The sequence below is a fragment of the Pseudanabaena sp. UWO310 genome (assembly GCF_006861605.1).
In the GTDB taxonomy this organism is placed as follows: domain Bacteria; phylum Cyanobacteriota; class Cyanobacteriia; order Pseudanabaenales; family Pseudanabaenaceae; genus Pseudanabaena.
In genome coordinates this window covers 1-15,357 of record NZ_SELU01000025.1, presented here as the reverse complement: position 1 = coordinate 15,357, position 15,357 = coordinate 1, and the positions used below count along the sequence as shown (strand labels likewise).

The following is a 15,357-nucleotide window of genomic DNA, read 5'->3' as shown; positions in this document are numbered from 1 at the left end:
TAGAATAGCAGTTTTATATTTTTAGTGATTGCCAAAACTACCATAATGCTTTACTATCTTGCAGTCAAAATCGACAAACATCGGATGACGCTGTACCGAAAACTAAGTAGGCAGCAGAGGAACTTTTTATGCGTATCTATTACCTAGCTGGCGTGATTCTTAGCATTACTACAATCCTTAGTGCTTGTGGTGATAGTACACCAACCGAATGTACGATCAGTACAGCGCGAGAAATCAAACAAGGAATTACCAAATCCGCTAAGTTTAAGGCTGGCACTGATTGCGAAGAAATGAGAAAACTTGCAGAGGAGGGCAAACCATTGCCCACTATTGCTGATGCAACCACAAGTACTGTGCCAGTCGCTGCGGCAACGCCTAAAGTTCAAACTTTTAATGCTCCCTTCGTGGCAGGACAACAAAAGCCCCAAGACCTCATTGCTACTACTGATAAGCAAGCAAGGGTTCAGGAACTAGAGAAAAAAATTGGCGTTGACTCTAAACAATCACGCGATCCCTTTACTAGCTCAGTTATTAACCCAGTACCAAAGTTAGAAACTTTGCTCTCCAAGCCACCAGAGCCACCAAAGCTTAGAGCTGCGGTTGTAGTCAAAACCTCTAATAGTGCAAAAGTCTTTACCCCTCCTGATACAAAAGCCGCTGAAGGGACAAAAGTCACGGGGACTATTGAAATTTCAGGTACAATCTTTGCGATTGTCAGCGCTTCGGGTGAGTCAACTTCTCGCTATGTGAAGGCAGGTCAGTTGATTTCCAATGGCAAGGTATTAGTGAAGCGCATTGATACTAATGCGGAGCCACCAATTGTGGTGTTGCAACAAAATGGAGTTGAAGTGCTTCGTCCTGTCGGTGCAGCAGTTGCTGGGGCGACGGATCCTAATGCTAGCCAGACTGGTACTACCAATGCCCAGCAGCAGACTCCTCCTGCTCCTCCATTAGCACTTCCAGCCCCCGAACAACGATAAAGAGGTTTGCTTAACCCCAAAGATGAGTGGCGGCGCTTCGCGCCGCCACTCATCTTTGGGGTTTTGATCCGTCTTCGCTATCTCTTATACCAATTTCCAAAAGTGTGGCTACACTTTTGGAAATTGAAAACCAAACCCAGTAAGGGTTTTTAACTCACGTTCATTAACCATTAAAAAAGAGAAGGATTCTGTATATCCTTCTCTTTTACCTATTATTCAGGATTTTGTTCTTATTTCTTAGGAGCCATTAGCATCGTGATATTTCTACCTTCGCGTTTGGGATATTGCTGAATTTCGGCGACAGATTCAAGATCGCTTGCCATCCGATTCAATAAAACCTCGGCAAGATCTACGTGTTGAATCTCCCGACCGCGAAACATTACTGTTGCTTTAACCTTATCTCCTTCTTTCAAGAAGCGCTCAGCATGATTGATGCGCACTTTGTAGTCATGCTCCTCAATCTTGTAACGCATCTTTACTTCTTTAACATCGGAGGTATGTTGTTTTTTACGAGCTTCGCGGGCTTTCTTTTCCTGTTCAAACTTGAATTTGCCATAGTCCATAATCCGACAAACAGGAGGATCTGCCTTATCGCTGACCAACACAAGATCTAGCTCTTTTTCTTCAGCCATTTTCAAGGCTTCTTTGGGGGTTAGGATGCCGAGTTGCTCTCCCTCCATATCAATGACTCGAATTTTTGGATATCTGATGCGTTCGTTGATTTGGGGGAGGTCTTTAATTGGCTTTTTAGTCATGAAATCTCTGTTGTCTAGACTCTTTGGGGTATTGGTTTAAATTACTAGTGGTTTACAAATTTATGTAGGTATTGGGTGCTGTATTCATATCAAATAGTTGATATGCTTAAGCTTAGCAAATTTTTTACTTGACATAAACGTTTAAGTATAGTACGAACTACCACTTAATGTGTCAAGTATTAGACTATTATTTTTCGTAAATTTTGTTTAACCATTTCTGAGGTTACCCGATCGCTTAGAGTTACCGATCCGATCGCTGTAGGTAAAATAAAGCGCACTTGACCAGCTTCGACCTTCTTGTCCGTGGAGAGGGTCGCCACGATCGCCTCAATATCAATATCTGCTGGCAAGGTTTGAGGCAGACGGGCTTTGGTAATCAGTGCAAGCTGTTGAGCTTGGTCGTTAGCTGACCACATGTCCATTTCTACGGCGATCGCCCCTGCGATTACCATGCCTAAACCGACCCCTTCACCATGATTGTAAAGGCGATAATTGGTAACGGATTCGATCGCATGACCGACTGTATGTCCGTAATTAAGAATGGCGCGTAGATTACCTTCTTTTTCATCCTTAGAGACTACTTCGGCTTTGGCTTTAGCACAGCGGTAGAGAATAGCCTGTAAAAGTTCCGCAGAAATATAGCTCAATCGATCAAGGCGATCGCATTGGGTAAGGAGATTGAATAGCTCGCGATCCCAAATTACGCCATACTTAATGACCTCCGCCATGGCTGAGCGAAACTCACGGGCAGGTAAAGTTTTCAAAACTTCAGGATCGATCCAGACTAAACGCGGTTGATAGAAGGCTCCGATCAAATTTTTGCCTTGAGGGTGGTTGATCCCCGTCTTGCCACCGATCGCTGAGTCCACCATCGCCAAAAGTGTCGTTGGTACTTGAATGAGATCGATGCCACGCAACCAAGTTGCCGCAGCATAGCCAGACATATCGCCGATCACGCCACCACCGAGGGCGACGATCGCTGACGAGCGTTCTAAACGATGGGCAAGCGCGGCATCATAGATTTTTTGGAGGGAGTTGGCGGTTTTAAAGCGTTCACCTGCTGGCAAGATGAGATGGGCTACATCGAACCCCGCGTCATGTAAGGATGCTGTTACGGTCTCGCCATAGTGCTTGTAGATGACTGGATTCGAGACGATTAAGACTTTTTTGCTTTTTTTGCCTAAACCAATTTCTAATAATTTCGCCCCCAAATGTTTGAGGCTATGGGCTGCGATCGCGATGTCATAACTGCGATTAGGCTGAGAGTCATTGTGGAGATCGACGGAAACTAGCGCGGAATAATCGGGCATATTTCTAAATAAATGGTCTAGCTTCTATGGTAACAGGCGATCGTCCAGAAAGAGAAAGTGGCGCTCTGCGTCACTTTCTCTTAGAAACCATTTAAGAATTGGTATAGATCCCCCCAGCCCCCCTTAAAAAGAGGGGAGAATTAAATTCTTCCCCCTTTTTAAGGGGGATTGAGGGGGATCTCTTAGAGTTTTTGACCGCAGAAAGTAATTCTTAAATGGTTTCTTATTTAGTCATTGCTTGACATAACTCGATAATAGCGGTTTGTAATGTGGCATTTTCATCTTTGCCATGCTTGAGATCGGCTTCTAGGCGTAACAGGATACTTAGCGATCGCATGAGCTTTTGACTGTTTAGCCCCTGCACTTCTTGTTTGAGGAAATACACCCGTTTGGGATTACCAATTTCCGCCGCATCGGCGATCGCCTTATCATCCCGCTCTCCCGATTCCTGCATCAGCTTAATCCACAGCCATGTCCGAAATTGACCCACCAAAGTAGCACAGATGCGCAACCCTACCTCATTATTACGAAGCAACTCAGAAATTAAGGACAGGGCTTGACTCGTATTGGCTAAGCGAATGGCACTTGCCAGTTGCAAACTATTGTGAGCGGAGGTTTGGACGAGGGGCGCAATGTCTTTAGCGGTAAGAGGTTGGGTTTTACCATAATGCGATAATTGCAATTTTTGGAGTTCCATCGTCAAGCGGCGGGTATCATTACCGATCGCATCAACGAGTAAGTCCACCCCATCCGTAGATAGCTTTAAATCAATCGCAGTGGCAGCTTGTTTGACGAGTTGAGCGATTGCCTCGACTTTCCAAGGAGGAATTAAAGAAAACTCCAATATCTGGGCATACTTCTGGAGTAACTTGGTAGATTTGGCTCTCCCGTCTGGCTTATTTGATGAGGTAAATAAGATGTAGGAGTCGATGGGTAAATGATTAAAGGTTCTTTCTAGCTCCGCTAATAGGGATTCGCTGCATTTCTGAGCGATCGCTGTATCTGCTAACCAAGTCAAACGGCTACCCATGCCAAAGGGTGAAGTTACCGCTTGGTTGAGTCCGTCCATCACTTCCAGATCCCCTGTAGCATTGATTTTCACGTAATTAAAATCACGCCACATCGGATCGACATGGGTATCTATCAGTTTTTTAACTGCTTGGGAAATCTGATAGTCATCATCGCCCCAATAAAAGTAGACAGGCATTGTATGATTAGTTCAACTATGTGGTGTGGTGTAGAGATTTGATGATTACTAGAAGCAAAGCAAATAGTCAAGTTAGCCTCCGTACAAAGAATTCGGTAACAGATCGCACAGATCTTTATGCAACTTGGGGAAAAAGAGTCTTTGATATCGTATTTGCATCAATTGTCCTAACTTTATTTTCGCCAATTTATCTGGCAATTGCGATATTGATTTTTATCAGTTCTCGTGGATCGGTTTTGTATATTCATCCGAGAGTTGGTTTACATGGTTCTAAATTTAACTGCATCAAATTTAGAACCATGATTAACGGAGCGGATCAAGCGCTTGAAGACTATTTGAATTCCTGTCCCATTAGTCGTGCTGAATACGAAGCATCCTTTAAGCTGAAGCACGATCCGCGCATCACCAAAATCGGTAAATTCTTGAGAACAACGAGTCTAGATGAGTTACCCCAGTTTTGGAATGTACTGGTAGGCGATATGAGTGTCGTGGGACCGCGCCCATTAGTGCAGGCGGAACTCGTCAAATATGGCTCAGCGATCGATAAGGTTCTCAGTGTTCGCCCAGGCATTGCGGGACTTTGGCAAGTATCAGGACGGAATGACATTCCTTATTCAAGACGAGTGCAGATAGATGCTAGCTATGTAAAGCGTATGAGTTTTTTGCTCGATCTCCATTTGATTTTTAAGACCATCTTGGTAGTCATTTTTCCCAAAGGTAATGGTGCTTACTAAAAGTAATAAAAAACCGACCCAAGGTCGGTTTTTTATTACTTTGGTAATTAGCTAGTAATTAGCTTCTGCGACTTCGACCCGTTGAGCGGGACGATAAATCAAATTCTAGTGCAGCGGCCATACCCCAGAGAATAAAGGCTAGAATCCAGAAAAACTCCGCAGGTTCACCACTCTGATAGGGCTTAGCTTTACAAATATCGCTGATATTATTGCTGTAATTGAACCATAAATCCCCAAAAAACATCGCGATGCCAGCACTGCCCAGTAATCGCCATGATTGGGCAGCTTTACCACCCCAAAAAGCCAAAAGAAGAATCGTTGCCACAATCAGTAACCAAATATCACCCAGAGCGTAAATGATATTAAGAGTTTTCCCCAAATCCAGCGTTACTTCACCGCTCACCCCAAAGGTCACATAAGCGGCGAGCCCGATTCCCAACAGTCCTACACCGCCAACGATCGCCCATTGTTTGGGATAGAGATTGAGCCTTCGTCCGATTACGGACATTGCCATTCCCCATGACAAGAATAGGTAAGTAGCTGTGAAAAAAATGTCAGCGATCGAGGGAAATGTCTTTACCAACTCCTTCGCACCTTTAGCACCACCCGCGATCAATCCACTCTGATATTGAAAATCGAGATAACCAAAAGTCAAATTGCCGATACCCCAAGATAGAATACCTATACCTAACCCAAGCCAAACGTTACGACCGCTGATGATTTTGGCGCTGCGCCAGTTACGCAAACACAGTAACCCCGAACAGGCGATCGCTACAGTTTGAAAAAGGTAAGTACCGTAACGATACCAATTGGGTCTAACGATGAGTCCTTTAACTACTTTTTCACATTCTTCTGGCTTGATGGTATGGGGACCATCGGTTGGGGCACTTAGGAATAGATAGTAAATCAAGGCTGTGGCTGCCCATCCGATCGCTGCCCAAACAATAGATTGTGTGGAAATCCCTGATGGGGAGGGAGGTTTGGCTCTACTCATGTATCTTGAACCTTGGCTACAACCATAGGAAATAAAGTATTTAAAACAAGAAAATATCAAATATTGCGCGATCTACCACAGCAAAAAATAAAAAGCCAAAAACAGTAAGGGAGATTACTGCCAGAGCTTACCTTTAGGAGTTTTTGCCAACCAAGTAGAGACAGATGCTGCTTCGGGTAATTCATTTAAGGCTTCGATCGCGCTATCAACAAAACTATTATTTCCAAAATAGGAAGATGCTAGTCGATGGATTTCACCTAAAAGAAGTTGCAACTTACTCTCATCCCAGTTTGGGATTTGGACGCTATTAAGTGGGTTGATGGATAAAACTTCTTCTAGCACCGAAATTGTTTCACTTTGAGCAAATTTACCCTGTTGCATGAACTTAAGTAAATCTTGCTTAAAAGAGCCTGCTTGCCTAACTCCAAGGATATCTTCAATCTCAAGATATACAGCTTGCAATATCAGTAAACAACCTTGTACAAGATGTGTACCCGACGAAGAACTTTGGCTAGGAGCTGTATGTAGTTGGTCGAGTTTAACCCTGCCCCACACGCTAAAGCGTTGAGGCTCTTCTAGTAATACACAAGCTTTACCTTTGTTATCAGTTAAGTCGCGCCAAAGTGCTAAAGCTTCATCGCGATTATCGCCAAACATATTGAGTAATCTAAATGTTTGCCCCTGATATTGCAGAATCGGTATTTGTTGATCTTTATTTTGTGGGTTTTGGACGTTGATAATTTCAACGTCTTGGCGCTTCAGGATGAACATGTCTCTACTGTTGACTTAACTGATGTTACCAGTAGCAACAAATCGTGGCTACCTAATGCCAAGGTTAATGATAATCCCAAAATCACATTAACGTCTTGAAATTTAAATTATCTAGGATTTATGGTGGTTTCTATCTGACAATTTATACCAATTCACGAAAGTGTTGTCACACTTTCGTGAATTAAAAACTAAACCCAGTAAGGTTTTGAGGTTCCCAAAATGGCATTGCCATCTTGGGAATTGTTATTACAGTACTTATAGCAGTACTTTTAGTGATTTTCAAATGAAGTTATAGCAGTAGCCAGTTATGTTAGGAAAAAAACAAAACCCAGAAGAGTGTTGCGGCGCTTCGCGCCGCAACACTCTTCTGGGTTTTATGTCTTAACTTATTTGGCTATAGCTATACCTTTATTTGGAAACAAAAAATTTGTCCCCGCAAGGTTTTTGAGCTTTCATTTTGCCAAGCAAAATAAAAGTCATCATCAGTATTGTGACGTAACCATAAAGATGAGTGGCGGCGCGAAGCGCCGCCAGTCAATTCTTGGGGTTTATGTCCTAGTACAGGCGACAGCTATAAATATAAAGCCCAAAAGCCCTTTAGCGCACGCGCAGCGTGCGCTAAAGGGCTTTTGGGCTATGCCTAGCTACTTAGCAAAGACTTAGGCAAGGGCAAGATAATCAGTAAGGCGATCGCCATTAAAATCATGCCGATGAGATCGCGTCTGCGGTCAAGGGCGAAATTTTCATTTAAGAGTAGGGCGCGTGGGGCAGGCAATACAAATAGTAAGAGACTATAAATTCTCAGCCAAGGCTGGGCAAATAAAGCGATCGCGATTAGAACAAGTCTCGTAATGCGCGAAATGACGACTGCTTGCCGATGTCCGAACATGGCGATCGCTAAATTTCCGCCATCGAGTAAATCAAAGGGCATGAGTTGTAAAGCACTAAGGGCGAGTCCCGCCCAACCTGCGAGGGTCAGTGGCGAAAGCGAGGGGATCGCCTCTGAGCCATTGATTGCGGTAACTCCCGATCTGCCTATTGAAAAAACGGTTTGTAATAGGGTTGCCAAAATCGAATCTTTAGACTCAAAGGTCGCGAGTTTGGGCATTAGCTTGGTTGTTAACTCAGTCGTTAACTCACTCGTTAAGAAAGATGGCGTTATGGCTGGATTCGCAATCAGGGGATCGCTGGGAACTGGGGAAAAGCTACCTAGGAATATGAAAAAAGCGGAAATGACTAAGCCCGCCACCGTCGGTACTACAGCTAGATCGAAGAGGATGCGACGTTGATTGGCAAGATTTTTGGTTTCATTAAATCCTTCATCCAAAAAACTATTGAGACTGCCTAACATCCCGAAACTACCTAGGCAGGGCAAGAAAAGCGGAGGAACATAGGACAATTTATATTGTTTGGCGATCCAGTAATGGGCGATCGCTCTTGCCATGAAGATTCCCATCACCCCCAAACCGTAAGGAATTCCCCGCTGTAAATCCATTAAGCTCAAGTCTTCAATGCGAGCAATGTTTGCCCCAACGACGAACAGAGCCAATATCGTTAATAAAATGCTAAGGCTACTTAAGAGCCAACTCTGAAGCAAATTTTGTGTTCTGGCGATGGTTTGCGGGCGCAGGTAAAAGCAATAGTTAGTAGCGGTTTCTTGCGTATCTTGATTGTTGCCAAAGTTGGTGCCGACATTTTCTAACGGGCTTTCTTCTAAATAGCAGGTAAACCGATCGCCAAAGATTTGTTGCAGATTTTTAGCGATTAGGTCATAGGCATATTTGGGGTTTGACGATCGCAGTTTGCCCCGACAATAAATTTCTTGATCGCGGTATTCCAGCCCTTTTAATAAATAGATAGCGGGAGGGAAGCAATTTTTCAGTTGTTTTTCTTCATGGGCATAAAGACTTAAGCTAGCTTCCATATCCGAGTTAGAAATACCCGAGTTAGAAATATCTGAGTTAGAACTTGGATACCAAGTGCGATAAATCCATATACAAAGCAAGAAGCAAGTTGTTACAAAAATTAATGGTAAAGCGGTTTGCTGGAGAGTTGTCCATGCGATCGCTAAACTTGGCAAAACAACTGCCAAAATCCACAAAACCAAGGTTTGTGACTGATGGTTTGGTTCTTGACTGCTGGGTGTGGCAAGCGATCGCTGTCGATAGCTCGCTACCCATCCCACGACGACAAAAACAAATATTTCCTCAAATCCCATATCAATCGCTCATTACTAACAGCACTATAGCAATCGTGACGGTATCGCTGTCGCCAAGTTTGCTCAAATAGACGAAGGTGGCGCAAAGCACCACCTTCGTCTATTTGAGCGCGATCTCTTGCCATGATATGGCTACCGCCAACTGTATCAGGATATAGAACCCAAGATCGTGTTGTCGCGCTCCGCGCGACAACACGATCTTGGGTTCTAATTTTGTCCTAACAAGACTGGCGGTAGCTACAACATTAAAACCGAAAAGAGAGATGTGAGGCAAAGCCCCACATCTCTCTTTTCGGTTTTATGTCCTGATACACTGGGCGATAGCTATAATTTTGCAATTAAAACGTAGAATTACCTATGCCCTTGTAACTCGCTTTCCCATTTCCGAATACTTTCCCAGACATTTAATACCAAATCACAAAATGTCTACGCCATTTTGTGATTTCAAAACCCTTACTGGGTTTGGTTTTCAATTCCCAAAAGTGTAGCCACACTTTTGGGAATTGGTATAAATCCAGACATTTAAATCCAGACAGCTAAATCCAGACAGCAAGTTATATGAGCAAAGACTTTGAATCTATCAGCGATCGCTTACCTCCACAAAATATTGAGGCTGAGGAGGCCGTCTTAGGCGGGATCTTGATCGATCCAGAGGCAGTGTCACGGGTGCTCGATACTCTTCGTCCCGAAATGTTCTATGTCGCAGCACATCAGGAAATCTTTCGAGCCTGCTTGATGTTAAATAATCAGTCCAATCCGACGGACATGATGAGTTTGACCACATGGCTCAGCGATCGCGATATGCTCGAAAAAATCGGCGGTCAAACCAAAATTGCCCAGCTTTGCGATCGCACCGTCAGCGCTGTCAATATCGACTTTTACGCGCAACTAGTAGCTGATAAATATGCCCGTCGTAAACTGGCTGAAGCCGCCAGAGGCGTAGTTGAGATTAGTTACAGCAATGAAATCGAACTGCCGCAACTCCTCGATCAATCCGAACAAAAGATTTTTGCGGTGACCCAATCTCGCGCTCAGCAGGGGCTTACCCCCGCCGCCGATATTCTCACTAAGACCTTTTACGAACTCGAAAATCGGTTCAACTCCCTTGGTACGGGTAATTCCACAGCGACGGGTTTAATTACAGGATTTTATGATTTTGATGCCATGACGAATGGCTTGCAGCGATCGGACTTGATTATCTTGGCTGGTCGTCCTTCAATGGGTAAAACTGCCTTTGGGCTAGAAGTAGCTCGCAAAATGGCAGAGATCCATAGATTGCCCGTGGCGATCTTTAGTCTGGAAATGTCTAAGGAGCAATTAGTTTATCGCTTACTAGCTAGTCAGTCTAAGGTGCGTTCCAGTGACATGGGCATTGATAGCAATCGTCTGCGTACGGGACAGATTAGCGAAAATGAATGGGGCACTGTTGCGATGGCGATCAGTGGACTTTCTGAACTGCCCATCTTTATCGATGACACCCCTAATCCCCCGATTACGGAATTACGCTCTAAGGCTCGCCGTTTACAATCAGAAAAAGGGGGGGTACTCGGACTGATTTTAATTGATTATTTGCAATTAATGGAAGGTTCGGGTTCCGACAATCGCGTCCAAGAGATCTCCCGCATTACGCGATCGCTCAAAGCTTTAGCCCGCGAATTAAATGTACCTGTGATTGCTCTATCCCAGTTAAGTCGAGGGGTAGAAGCCAGAACCAACAAGCGTCCAATGCTATCAGACCTGAGAGAATCGGGTTCGATCGAGCAGGATGCCGACTTAGTGATTAATCTCTATCGTGATGAGTATTACAACCCCGAAACGCCCGATCGCGGAGTCGCTGAAATCATCATTGCCAAACACCGTAATGGTCCCGTTGGCACGGTCAAGCTACTATTTGAACCCCGCCTGACCAAGTTTGAAAATATGGCTTCCAGCCGTAATTAGAAATTAATTAAAACCCAACAAACTGTAGCGCACGCGCAGCGTGCGCTACAGTTTGTTGGGTTTTAAACCAATTCACGAAAGTGTGACGATACTTTTGTGAATTAAAAACCAAATCCAGTAAGGATTTTCAAAGCTCAAAATGGCTACGCCATTTTGAGCTTTGGGATGAATTGCCCTTGCTAACAAATCGGCTAGGATCGCTATAATTAGCTATCCTGACTATATTATTGGTAAAGCTATGCAGGACTTTGGACAACAATCCGATCCGATTACCTTAGTCATCTCCGAAGTTGTCGAACCAAATCTTATAGAAGAATATGAAGCTTGGACAAAAGGAATTAACCAAGATGCACAGCAATTTGAGGGGTTTATGGGGGTTGAAGTAATTCGTCCCCGCAATCAGCAATATCCTGAATACGTTTTTATCGTTAAATTTGATAACTACGATCACTACAAAAATTGGCTAGCTTCAGATATTTATCAAGCATGGATGCAAGATTCTCAAAAATTTATTTCTAAGCGATCGCAACAGCACCAGTCCAAGGGATTAGAACTGTGGTTTACCCTTCCTAAAAGCACATTAGGGAATCCATCGCCAGCCTATTACAAGCAGGTAATTGTGGGAACGATCGCCGTATATCCATTAATTCTACTCGCCAACTTAATTCTCAATCCTTTTTTGCAGGGATTGCCATCGATTTTAGGGCTATTTATTTCGGTGATCTTTGTATCTGCCCTATTAACCTATCCAGTTATGCCTTGGTTGACCAAAATACTCAATTTTTGGCTCTATCCATCAACAAATAGAACAAATAGATTGACAAAACATAAACGGCGATAAGTAATTATTTAGGCGCAAAATATAAAACCCAAAAAACTGTGGCGCACGCGCAGCGTGCGCCACAGTTTTTTGATATGGTTTTTAATTATGCCGAACTACTTACCAAGTTAAGAAATGGCTACGCTATTTCTTAACTTGAAAACCCAGTAAGGGTTTGAGATTCCCAAAATGGCGTTGCCATTTTGGGAATTGGTATTACATCAGCATATTTAAACAATAAAATCAGAGCCTATTCCTCTTGGAATGGAGATCTTCAAAAAATGAAAAACTTTTAATAGCGATCGCTTATTTCAGATTTATAATTGCGATGTAACTGGCTAGGCTCAATTAAATATAAAATCCCAAACCCATAGCACATGCTGCGCATATGCCAAGGGCTTTGGATCTGTTTTTTACTGATGCCCAGCTATTTTAAGTTTCACCATCAATCAACTAACTTGAAGAGGAACGAATGGTAAACATTGGCTATCATGCAGCAAAAATCCAAGGAAACTTCCTCCGATCCATTTATAAATCCAGCCTTTCGACTCTAGTTAGTTTGCCGATCGCCCAAGAGCGACAAGTGCCCATCAAAGTATATGCCCTATCCTGCGAAAGGGATTTACCCGAACAAGTAGCAAGTCTGAGATCGTTCCTTCGTAATGTGGGAATTCCCGAATTGTTTACGGTCATGTCCGATGGAAGTTATACTGAAGAGAGTATTAAGCTATTGCGACGGATTCATCCCTGTGTGGATGTTCAGCTTTTAACTAAATTTCAAAGAGAAGACTTGCCCCAATCAGTCTATGAATATGCCTCTCAGCAGGCGATGGGCAAAAAGCTCGCAGCTCTCATGTCTATTCCGATTGATGGGGCAACCCTCTATACAGATTCCGATATTTTGTTTTTTCAAGGAGCTTCCCATCTAGCCGAACTAGCTACTACTGAAAGTTCGGCTACCTATTATTTGCCAGACTGTAAGAACTCCCTAGACAAACGCCTCATTTATGCAGATATCGAGCAGCAAGAGCCAATTAATGCGGGATTCATTCTATTTAAAAAAGCTTTAGATTGGCAAGAACCAGTACAGAGATTGGCAAAGCTCCCAGAACTTCCCAATTACTTCTCCGAGCAAACCATTGTAAATTTGACGATCAAGTCCAATCGCGGGCTTGCCCTTGATCGCGATAAATATGTGATGAATGTGGACGATCAGTTTGTCTATCCCGATCGCTTTGTCACCAAACAAACTGCTATGCGCCACTACGTCAGCGATATCAGACATAAATTTTGGCAATCTGTGTTCTTTCACCCATAGTCACCTAAGTGGCTGGGCATAAAATCCAGATCTAAAACCTGCGGCGCACGCTGCGCGTGCGCCGCAGGTTTTAGGGTTTTATATTTACTTAAGCCCAATTTGTAGACATGTAAATTAGTCTTCAATTGCTAATTTGTTCTAGAAACTCTCATCACTAATTCCCAAATGCCGCTATGTCACAAATATTGTCACAAATATACAGCTTTGATATCTTTGATACGCTGCTGACTAGACTGGTTAGCGAACCAACGGAAATCTTTAGAATCTGTGGCGATCGCGCTTTACATTTTGGTTGGATTAACTTTACGGCGGAGACTTTTCAGGAAGTTAGAATTAATGCCGAACGGCGATCGCGCTTGTTTTATGAAGCTGGTGAAGTGACCCTAGATGAGATCTATCGGGAAGTTGCCAATACCTTAGAAATCCCTGCGGAAACGATCCAGAAACTAAAGCAATTGGAATTAGATGTAGAAGCAGAATATTTAGTGGCTGTACCGCAGGCGCGACCATTGCTAGAACAAGCAAGGCGATCGCATCCCCATGTGTTATTTCTCTCTGATATGTATTTGCCTGAAGCTTTTCTTGAGGAGCGATTGCGGCAGCATGGCTTTTGGCAAACTGGCGATCGCCTCTATGTATCATGTCAGTACCGCAAATCTAAAGGATCGGGGGATTTATTTTTAAAAGCGATCGCCGATAGACAACTGCGTCCTCAAGAGCTAACGCATATTGGTAATAGTTGGCAACCCGATGTGGCTAAGCCGCGTGAGTTAGGAATTAAAGCGATTCATTTTGATAATGCCAATCCCAATCGCTATGAGTCCATCCTGCAAGCGAATGCTCGATCTACCAACGGCATTACTTCTCTTTTGGCAGGGCTATCTCGCTATACCCGCCTATCGAGGGAGCCTAAAACATCAAAAGAAGCAATCATTGGCGATATTGCCGCTTCAGTAGCCGCACCAATTTTAACCGCCTATACGATCTGGATCTTACAGCAGGCGAAAGCTCGACAACTTGCCCGCATCTATTTTTTGGCAAGGGATGGCGAGATATTACTGCAAATCGCTCAAGAACTTGCTCCGAAGATTTATCCAGAGGTGGAACTGCGCTATCTCTACGTCAGTCGGCAAGCTTTAAGAATGCCTGGATTAACTAAGATCGATAAAGCCTTTTGGGAATGGATGTTTGATGATACGGACATCTTCAGCATTAATAGTTTGCTCGCCAGAATGTGTCTCGATCGCTCTACTGCCGAGGGAATTTTTACCGCTCTCGGTTATCCTTTCGAGCTTTGGCAAAAGAATTTATCTGCCCAAGAAAGAATTACATTGCGAACGAAGCTAGAAAAGCACGAACCTCTTCAGGAGCTAGTTCTGCAAATTGCAGCGCAGAAACGTGAAGTTTTAAAAGCCTATTTATATCAGGAAAAGATGTTGGATGGGCAAGCCTTTGGGCTAGTGGATGTGGGCTGGCGGGGTAGCTTGCAAATTTCCTTGGAAAATGCCTTTGCCCTATTTGGTACGAGGAATCCTGTTGGTTTCTACTTTGCCTTGGACAAGCCTAGCGGTGGACTGAAGCACCGAGGAGAAGCAATAGCCTTTTTCTTTAACTTAAATCATGCCGTGGGACTTCGCAATGATATTGACTATCGCTACGTTTCCGCGATGGAAGTATTTTGTGCGGGCTGTGAAGGAACCACCCTTGATTATGTCTTGCAAGCAGATGGTTCCGTAGTTCCTCTTCTTAAGCATCCCCATAACCAGCCAGCCTTAACATGGGGGTTAGAATTTTTCCAGCAATCGGTGATGGCGTTTGTCCGCCATCTCGTGGAGCGATCGCCTACGGACTTAATTTTTCTTAGTTCCCCAAAACTCTGGCGCGAAGCATTAGATCGGCTATTTCTGACTTTTAATGATACTCCTACGCAACAGGAAGCCGAAGCCTTTACGGATTGTCCATTCTTTGACGATCCGAACGAGCTATATCATTTTTATTGGGCGATGCCTTTCCGAGTGGTCGATGTATTTAAATATGCGATCGCCTTAAGCGCAGGGTTTACCGTCCATCGCAATGCATGGTATGAGGCAAGTCTGCTCGTTAGCTCCCCCTTAGTTAAAGCTTACCTACCCATAGCGATCGCTCAACGCAAAATCCTGAAGCGCTGTAAAAAATTAGTAATGTCACTAAAAAATACTAAGTAGCTAGGCATAAGTAAACTTAAAACCCAGAAGAGCATACCGCCCGCTGCGCGGGCGGTATGCTCTTCTGGGTTTTAATTATGCCGAACTACTTAAAAAGAAAAATAC

Annotated in this window: 12 protein-coding genes; 6 read left to right on the top strand and 6 right to left on the bottom strand. The window is 43.8% G+C overall.

Annotated elements, in window-relative coordinates:
- Nucleotides 1-128 precede the first annotated feature (128 nt).
- A complete protein-coding gene (locus tag PseudUWO310_RS10145) occupies nucleotides 129-980 on the top strand; it encodes a hypothetical protein (protein WP_142600710.1) in 852 nt (283 codons plus the stop codon).
- Nucleotides 981-1,210: 230 nt separating this feature from the next.
- Here the strand turns inward: PseudUWO310_RS10145 and infC are convergent, their stop codons facing one another.
- The 3 genes from infC to holA form a co-directional block, all read right to left on the bottom strand.
- The gene (infC, locus tag PseudUWO310_RS10140) at nucleotides 1,211-1,735 is read right to left on the bottom strand and encodes a translation initiation factor IF-3 (protein WP_009627301.1); all 525 of its coding nucleotides are present in this window, start codon (nucleotides 1,733-1,735) and stop codon (nucleotides 1,211-1,213) included.
- Between the two features lie 179 nt (nucleotides 1,736-1,914).
- Nucleotides 1,915-3,045 carry a 3-dehydroquinate synthase gene (aroB, locus tag PseudUWO310_RS10135; RefSeq protein ID WP_142600707.1) on the bottom strand — a complete coding sequence of 377 codons (1,131 nt, stop codon included), beginning with the start codon at nucleotides 3,043-3,045 and terminating at the stop codon, nucleotides 1,915-1,917.
- Between the two features lie 223 nt (nucleotides 3,046-3,268).
- On the bottom strand, nucleotides 3,269-4,252 hold the full coding sequence (gene holA, locus PseudUWO310_RS10130) for a DNA polymerase III subunit delta (protein ID WP_009627299.1): 984 nt from the start codon (nucleotides 4,250-4,252) through the stop codon (nucleotides 3,269-3,271).
- A gap of 41 nt (nucleotides 4,253-4,293) precedes the next feature.
- Between holA and PseudUWO310_RS10125 the strand changes: the two genes are divergently transcribed.
- On the top strand, nucleotides 4,294-4,986 hold the full coding sequence (locus PseudUWO310_RS10125) for a sugar transferase (RefSeq protein WP_009627298.1): 693 nt from the start codon (nucleotides 4,294-4,296) through the stop codon (nucleotides 4,984-4,986).
- A 58-nt stretch (nucleotides 4,987-5,044) separates the two neighbouring features.
- On the opposite strand, the gene PseudUWO310_RS10120 is transcribed toward PseudUWO310_RS10125, so the two are convergent.
- The 3 genes from PseudUWO310_RS10120 to PseudUWO310_RS10110 form a co-directional block, all read right to left on the bottom strand.
- Nucleotides 5,045-5,980, bottom strand: a complete 936-nt coding sequence (locus PseudUWO310_RS10120) for a hypothetical protein (RefSeq protein ID WP_142600705.1) — start codon at nucleotides 5,978-5,980, stop codon at nucleotides 5,045-5,047.
- A 114-nt stretch (nucleotides 5,981-6,094) separates the two neighbouring features.
- Entirely contained in the window at nucleotides 6,095-6,751 is a 657-nt protein-coding gene (locus tag PseudUWO310_RS10115; protein ID WP_142600703.1) for an Npun_F0813 family protein, read from the bottom strand.
- A gap of 640 nt (nucleotides 6,752-7,391) precedes the next feature.
- Nucleotides 7,392-8,969, bottom strand: a complete 1,578-nt coding sequence (locus tag PseudUWO310_RS10110; protein ID WP_142600700.1) for a hypothetical protein — start codon at nucleotides 8,967-8,969, stop codon at nucleotides 7,392-7,394.
- A gap of 558 nt (nucleotides 8,970-9,527) precedes the next feature.
- Here PseudUWO310_RS10110 and dnaB point away from each other — a divergent pair.
- From dnaB to PseudUWO310_RS10090, 4 genes are all read left to right on the top strand, one after another.
- Complete coding sequence (dnaB, locus tag PseudUWO310_RS10105; RefSeq protein ID WP_009627294.1) at nucleotides 9,528-10,910, top strand: replicative DNA helicase; 1,383 nt, start codon at nucleotides 9,528-9,530, stop codon at nucleotides 10,908-10,910.
- A 238-nt stretch (nucleotides 10,911-11,148) separates the two neighbouring features.
- Nucleotides 11,149-11,751, top strand: coding sequence for an antibiotic biosynthesis monooxygenase (locus PseudUWO310_RS10100; RefSeq protein ID WP_142600698.1), 603 nt, complete (start codon nucleotides 11,149-11,151; stop codon nucleotides 11,749-11,751).
- 451 nt (nucleotides 11,752-12,202) lie between these two features.
- Nucleotides 12,203-13,048 carry a hypothetical protein gene (locus PseudUWO310_RS10095; RefSeq protein WP_142600696.1) on the top strand — a complete coding sequence of 282 codons (846 nt, stop codon included), beginning with the start codon at nucleotides 12,203-12,205 and terminating at the stop codon, nucleotides 13,046-13,048.
- Nucleotides 13,049-13,221: 173 nt separating this feature from the next.
- Nucleotides 13,222-15,252, top strand: a complete 2,031-nt coding sequence (locus tag PseudUWO310_RS10090) for an HAD family hydrolase (RefSeq protein WP_142600694.1) — start codon at nucleotides 13,222-13,224, stop codon at nucleotides 15,250-15,252.
- Nucleotides 15,253-15,357: the final 105 nt, after the last annotated feature.

Bases quoted from the DNA above. Each gene is read 5' to 3' on its own strand.
- PseudUWO310_RS10145 (WP_142600710.1), top strand. From the start codon at position 129: ATGCGTATCTATTACCTAGCTGGCGTGATTCTTAGCATTACTACAATC.
- infC (WP_009627301.1), bottom strand. From the start codon at position 1,735: ATGACTAAAAAGCCAATTAAAGACCTCCCCCAAATCAACGAACGCATC.
- aroB (WP_142600707.1), bottom strand. From the start codon at position 3,045: ATGCCCGATTATTCCGCGCTAGTTTCCGTCGATCTCCACAATGACTCT.
- holA (WP_009627299.1), bottom strand. From the start codon at position 4,252: ATGCCTGTCTACTTTTATTGGGGCGATGATGACTATCAGATTTCCCAA.
- PseudUWO310_RS10125 (WP_009627298.1), top strand. From the start codon at position 4,294: ATGATTACTAGAAGCAAAGCAAATAGTCAAGTTAGCCTCCGTACAAAG.
- PseudUWO310_RS10120 (WP_142600705.1), bottom strand. From the start codon at position 5,980: ATGAGTAGAGCCAAACCTCCCTCCCCATCAGGGATTTCCACACAATCT.
- PseudUWO310_RS10115 (WP_142600703.1), bottom strand. From the start codon at position 6,751: ATGTTCATCCTGAAGCGCCAAGACGTTGAAATTATCAACGTCCAAAAC.
- PseudUWO310_RS10110 (WP_142600700.1), bottom strand. From the start codon at position 8,969: ATGGGATTTGAGGAAATATTTGTTTTTGTCGTCGTGGGATGGGTAGCG.
- dnaB (WP_009627294.1), top strand. From the start codon at position 9,528: ATGAGCAAAGACTTTGAATCTATCAGCGATCGCTTACCTCCACAAAAT.
- PseudUWO310_RS10100 (WP_142600698.1), top strand. From the start codon at position 11,149: ATGCAGGACTTTGGACAACAATCCGATCCGATTACCTTAGTCATCTCC.
- PseudUWO310_RS10095 (WP_142600696.1), top strand. From the start codon at position 12,203: ATGGTAAACATTGGCTATCATGCAGCAAAAATCCAAGGAAACTTCCTC.
- PseudUWO310_RS10090 (WP_142600694.1), top strand. From the start codon at position 13,222: ATGTCACAAATATTGTCACAAATATACAGCTTTGATATCTTTGATACG.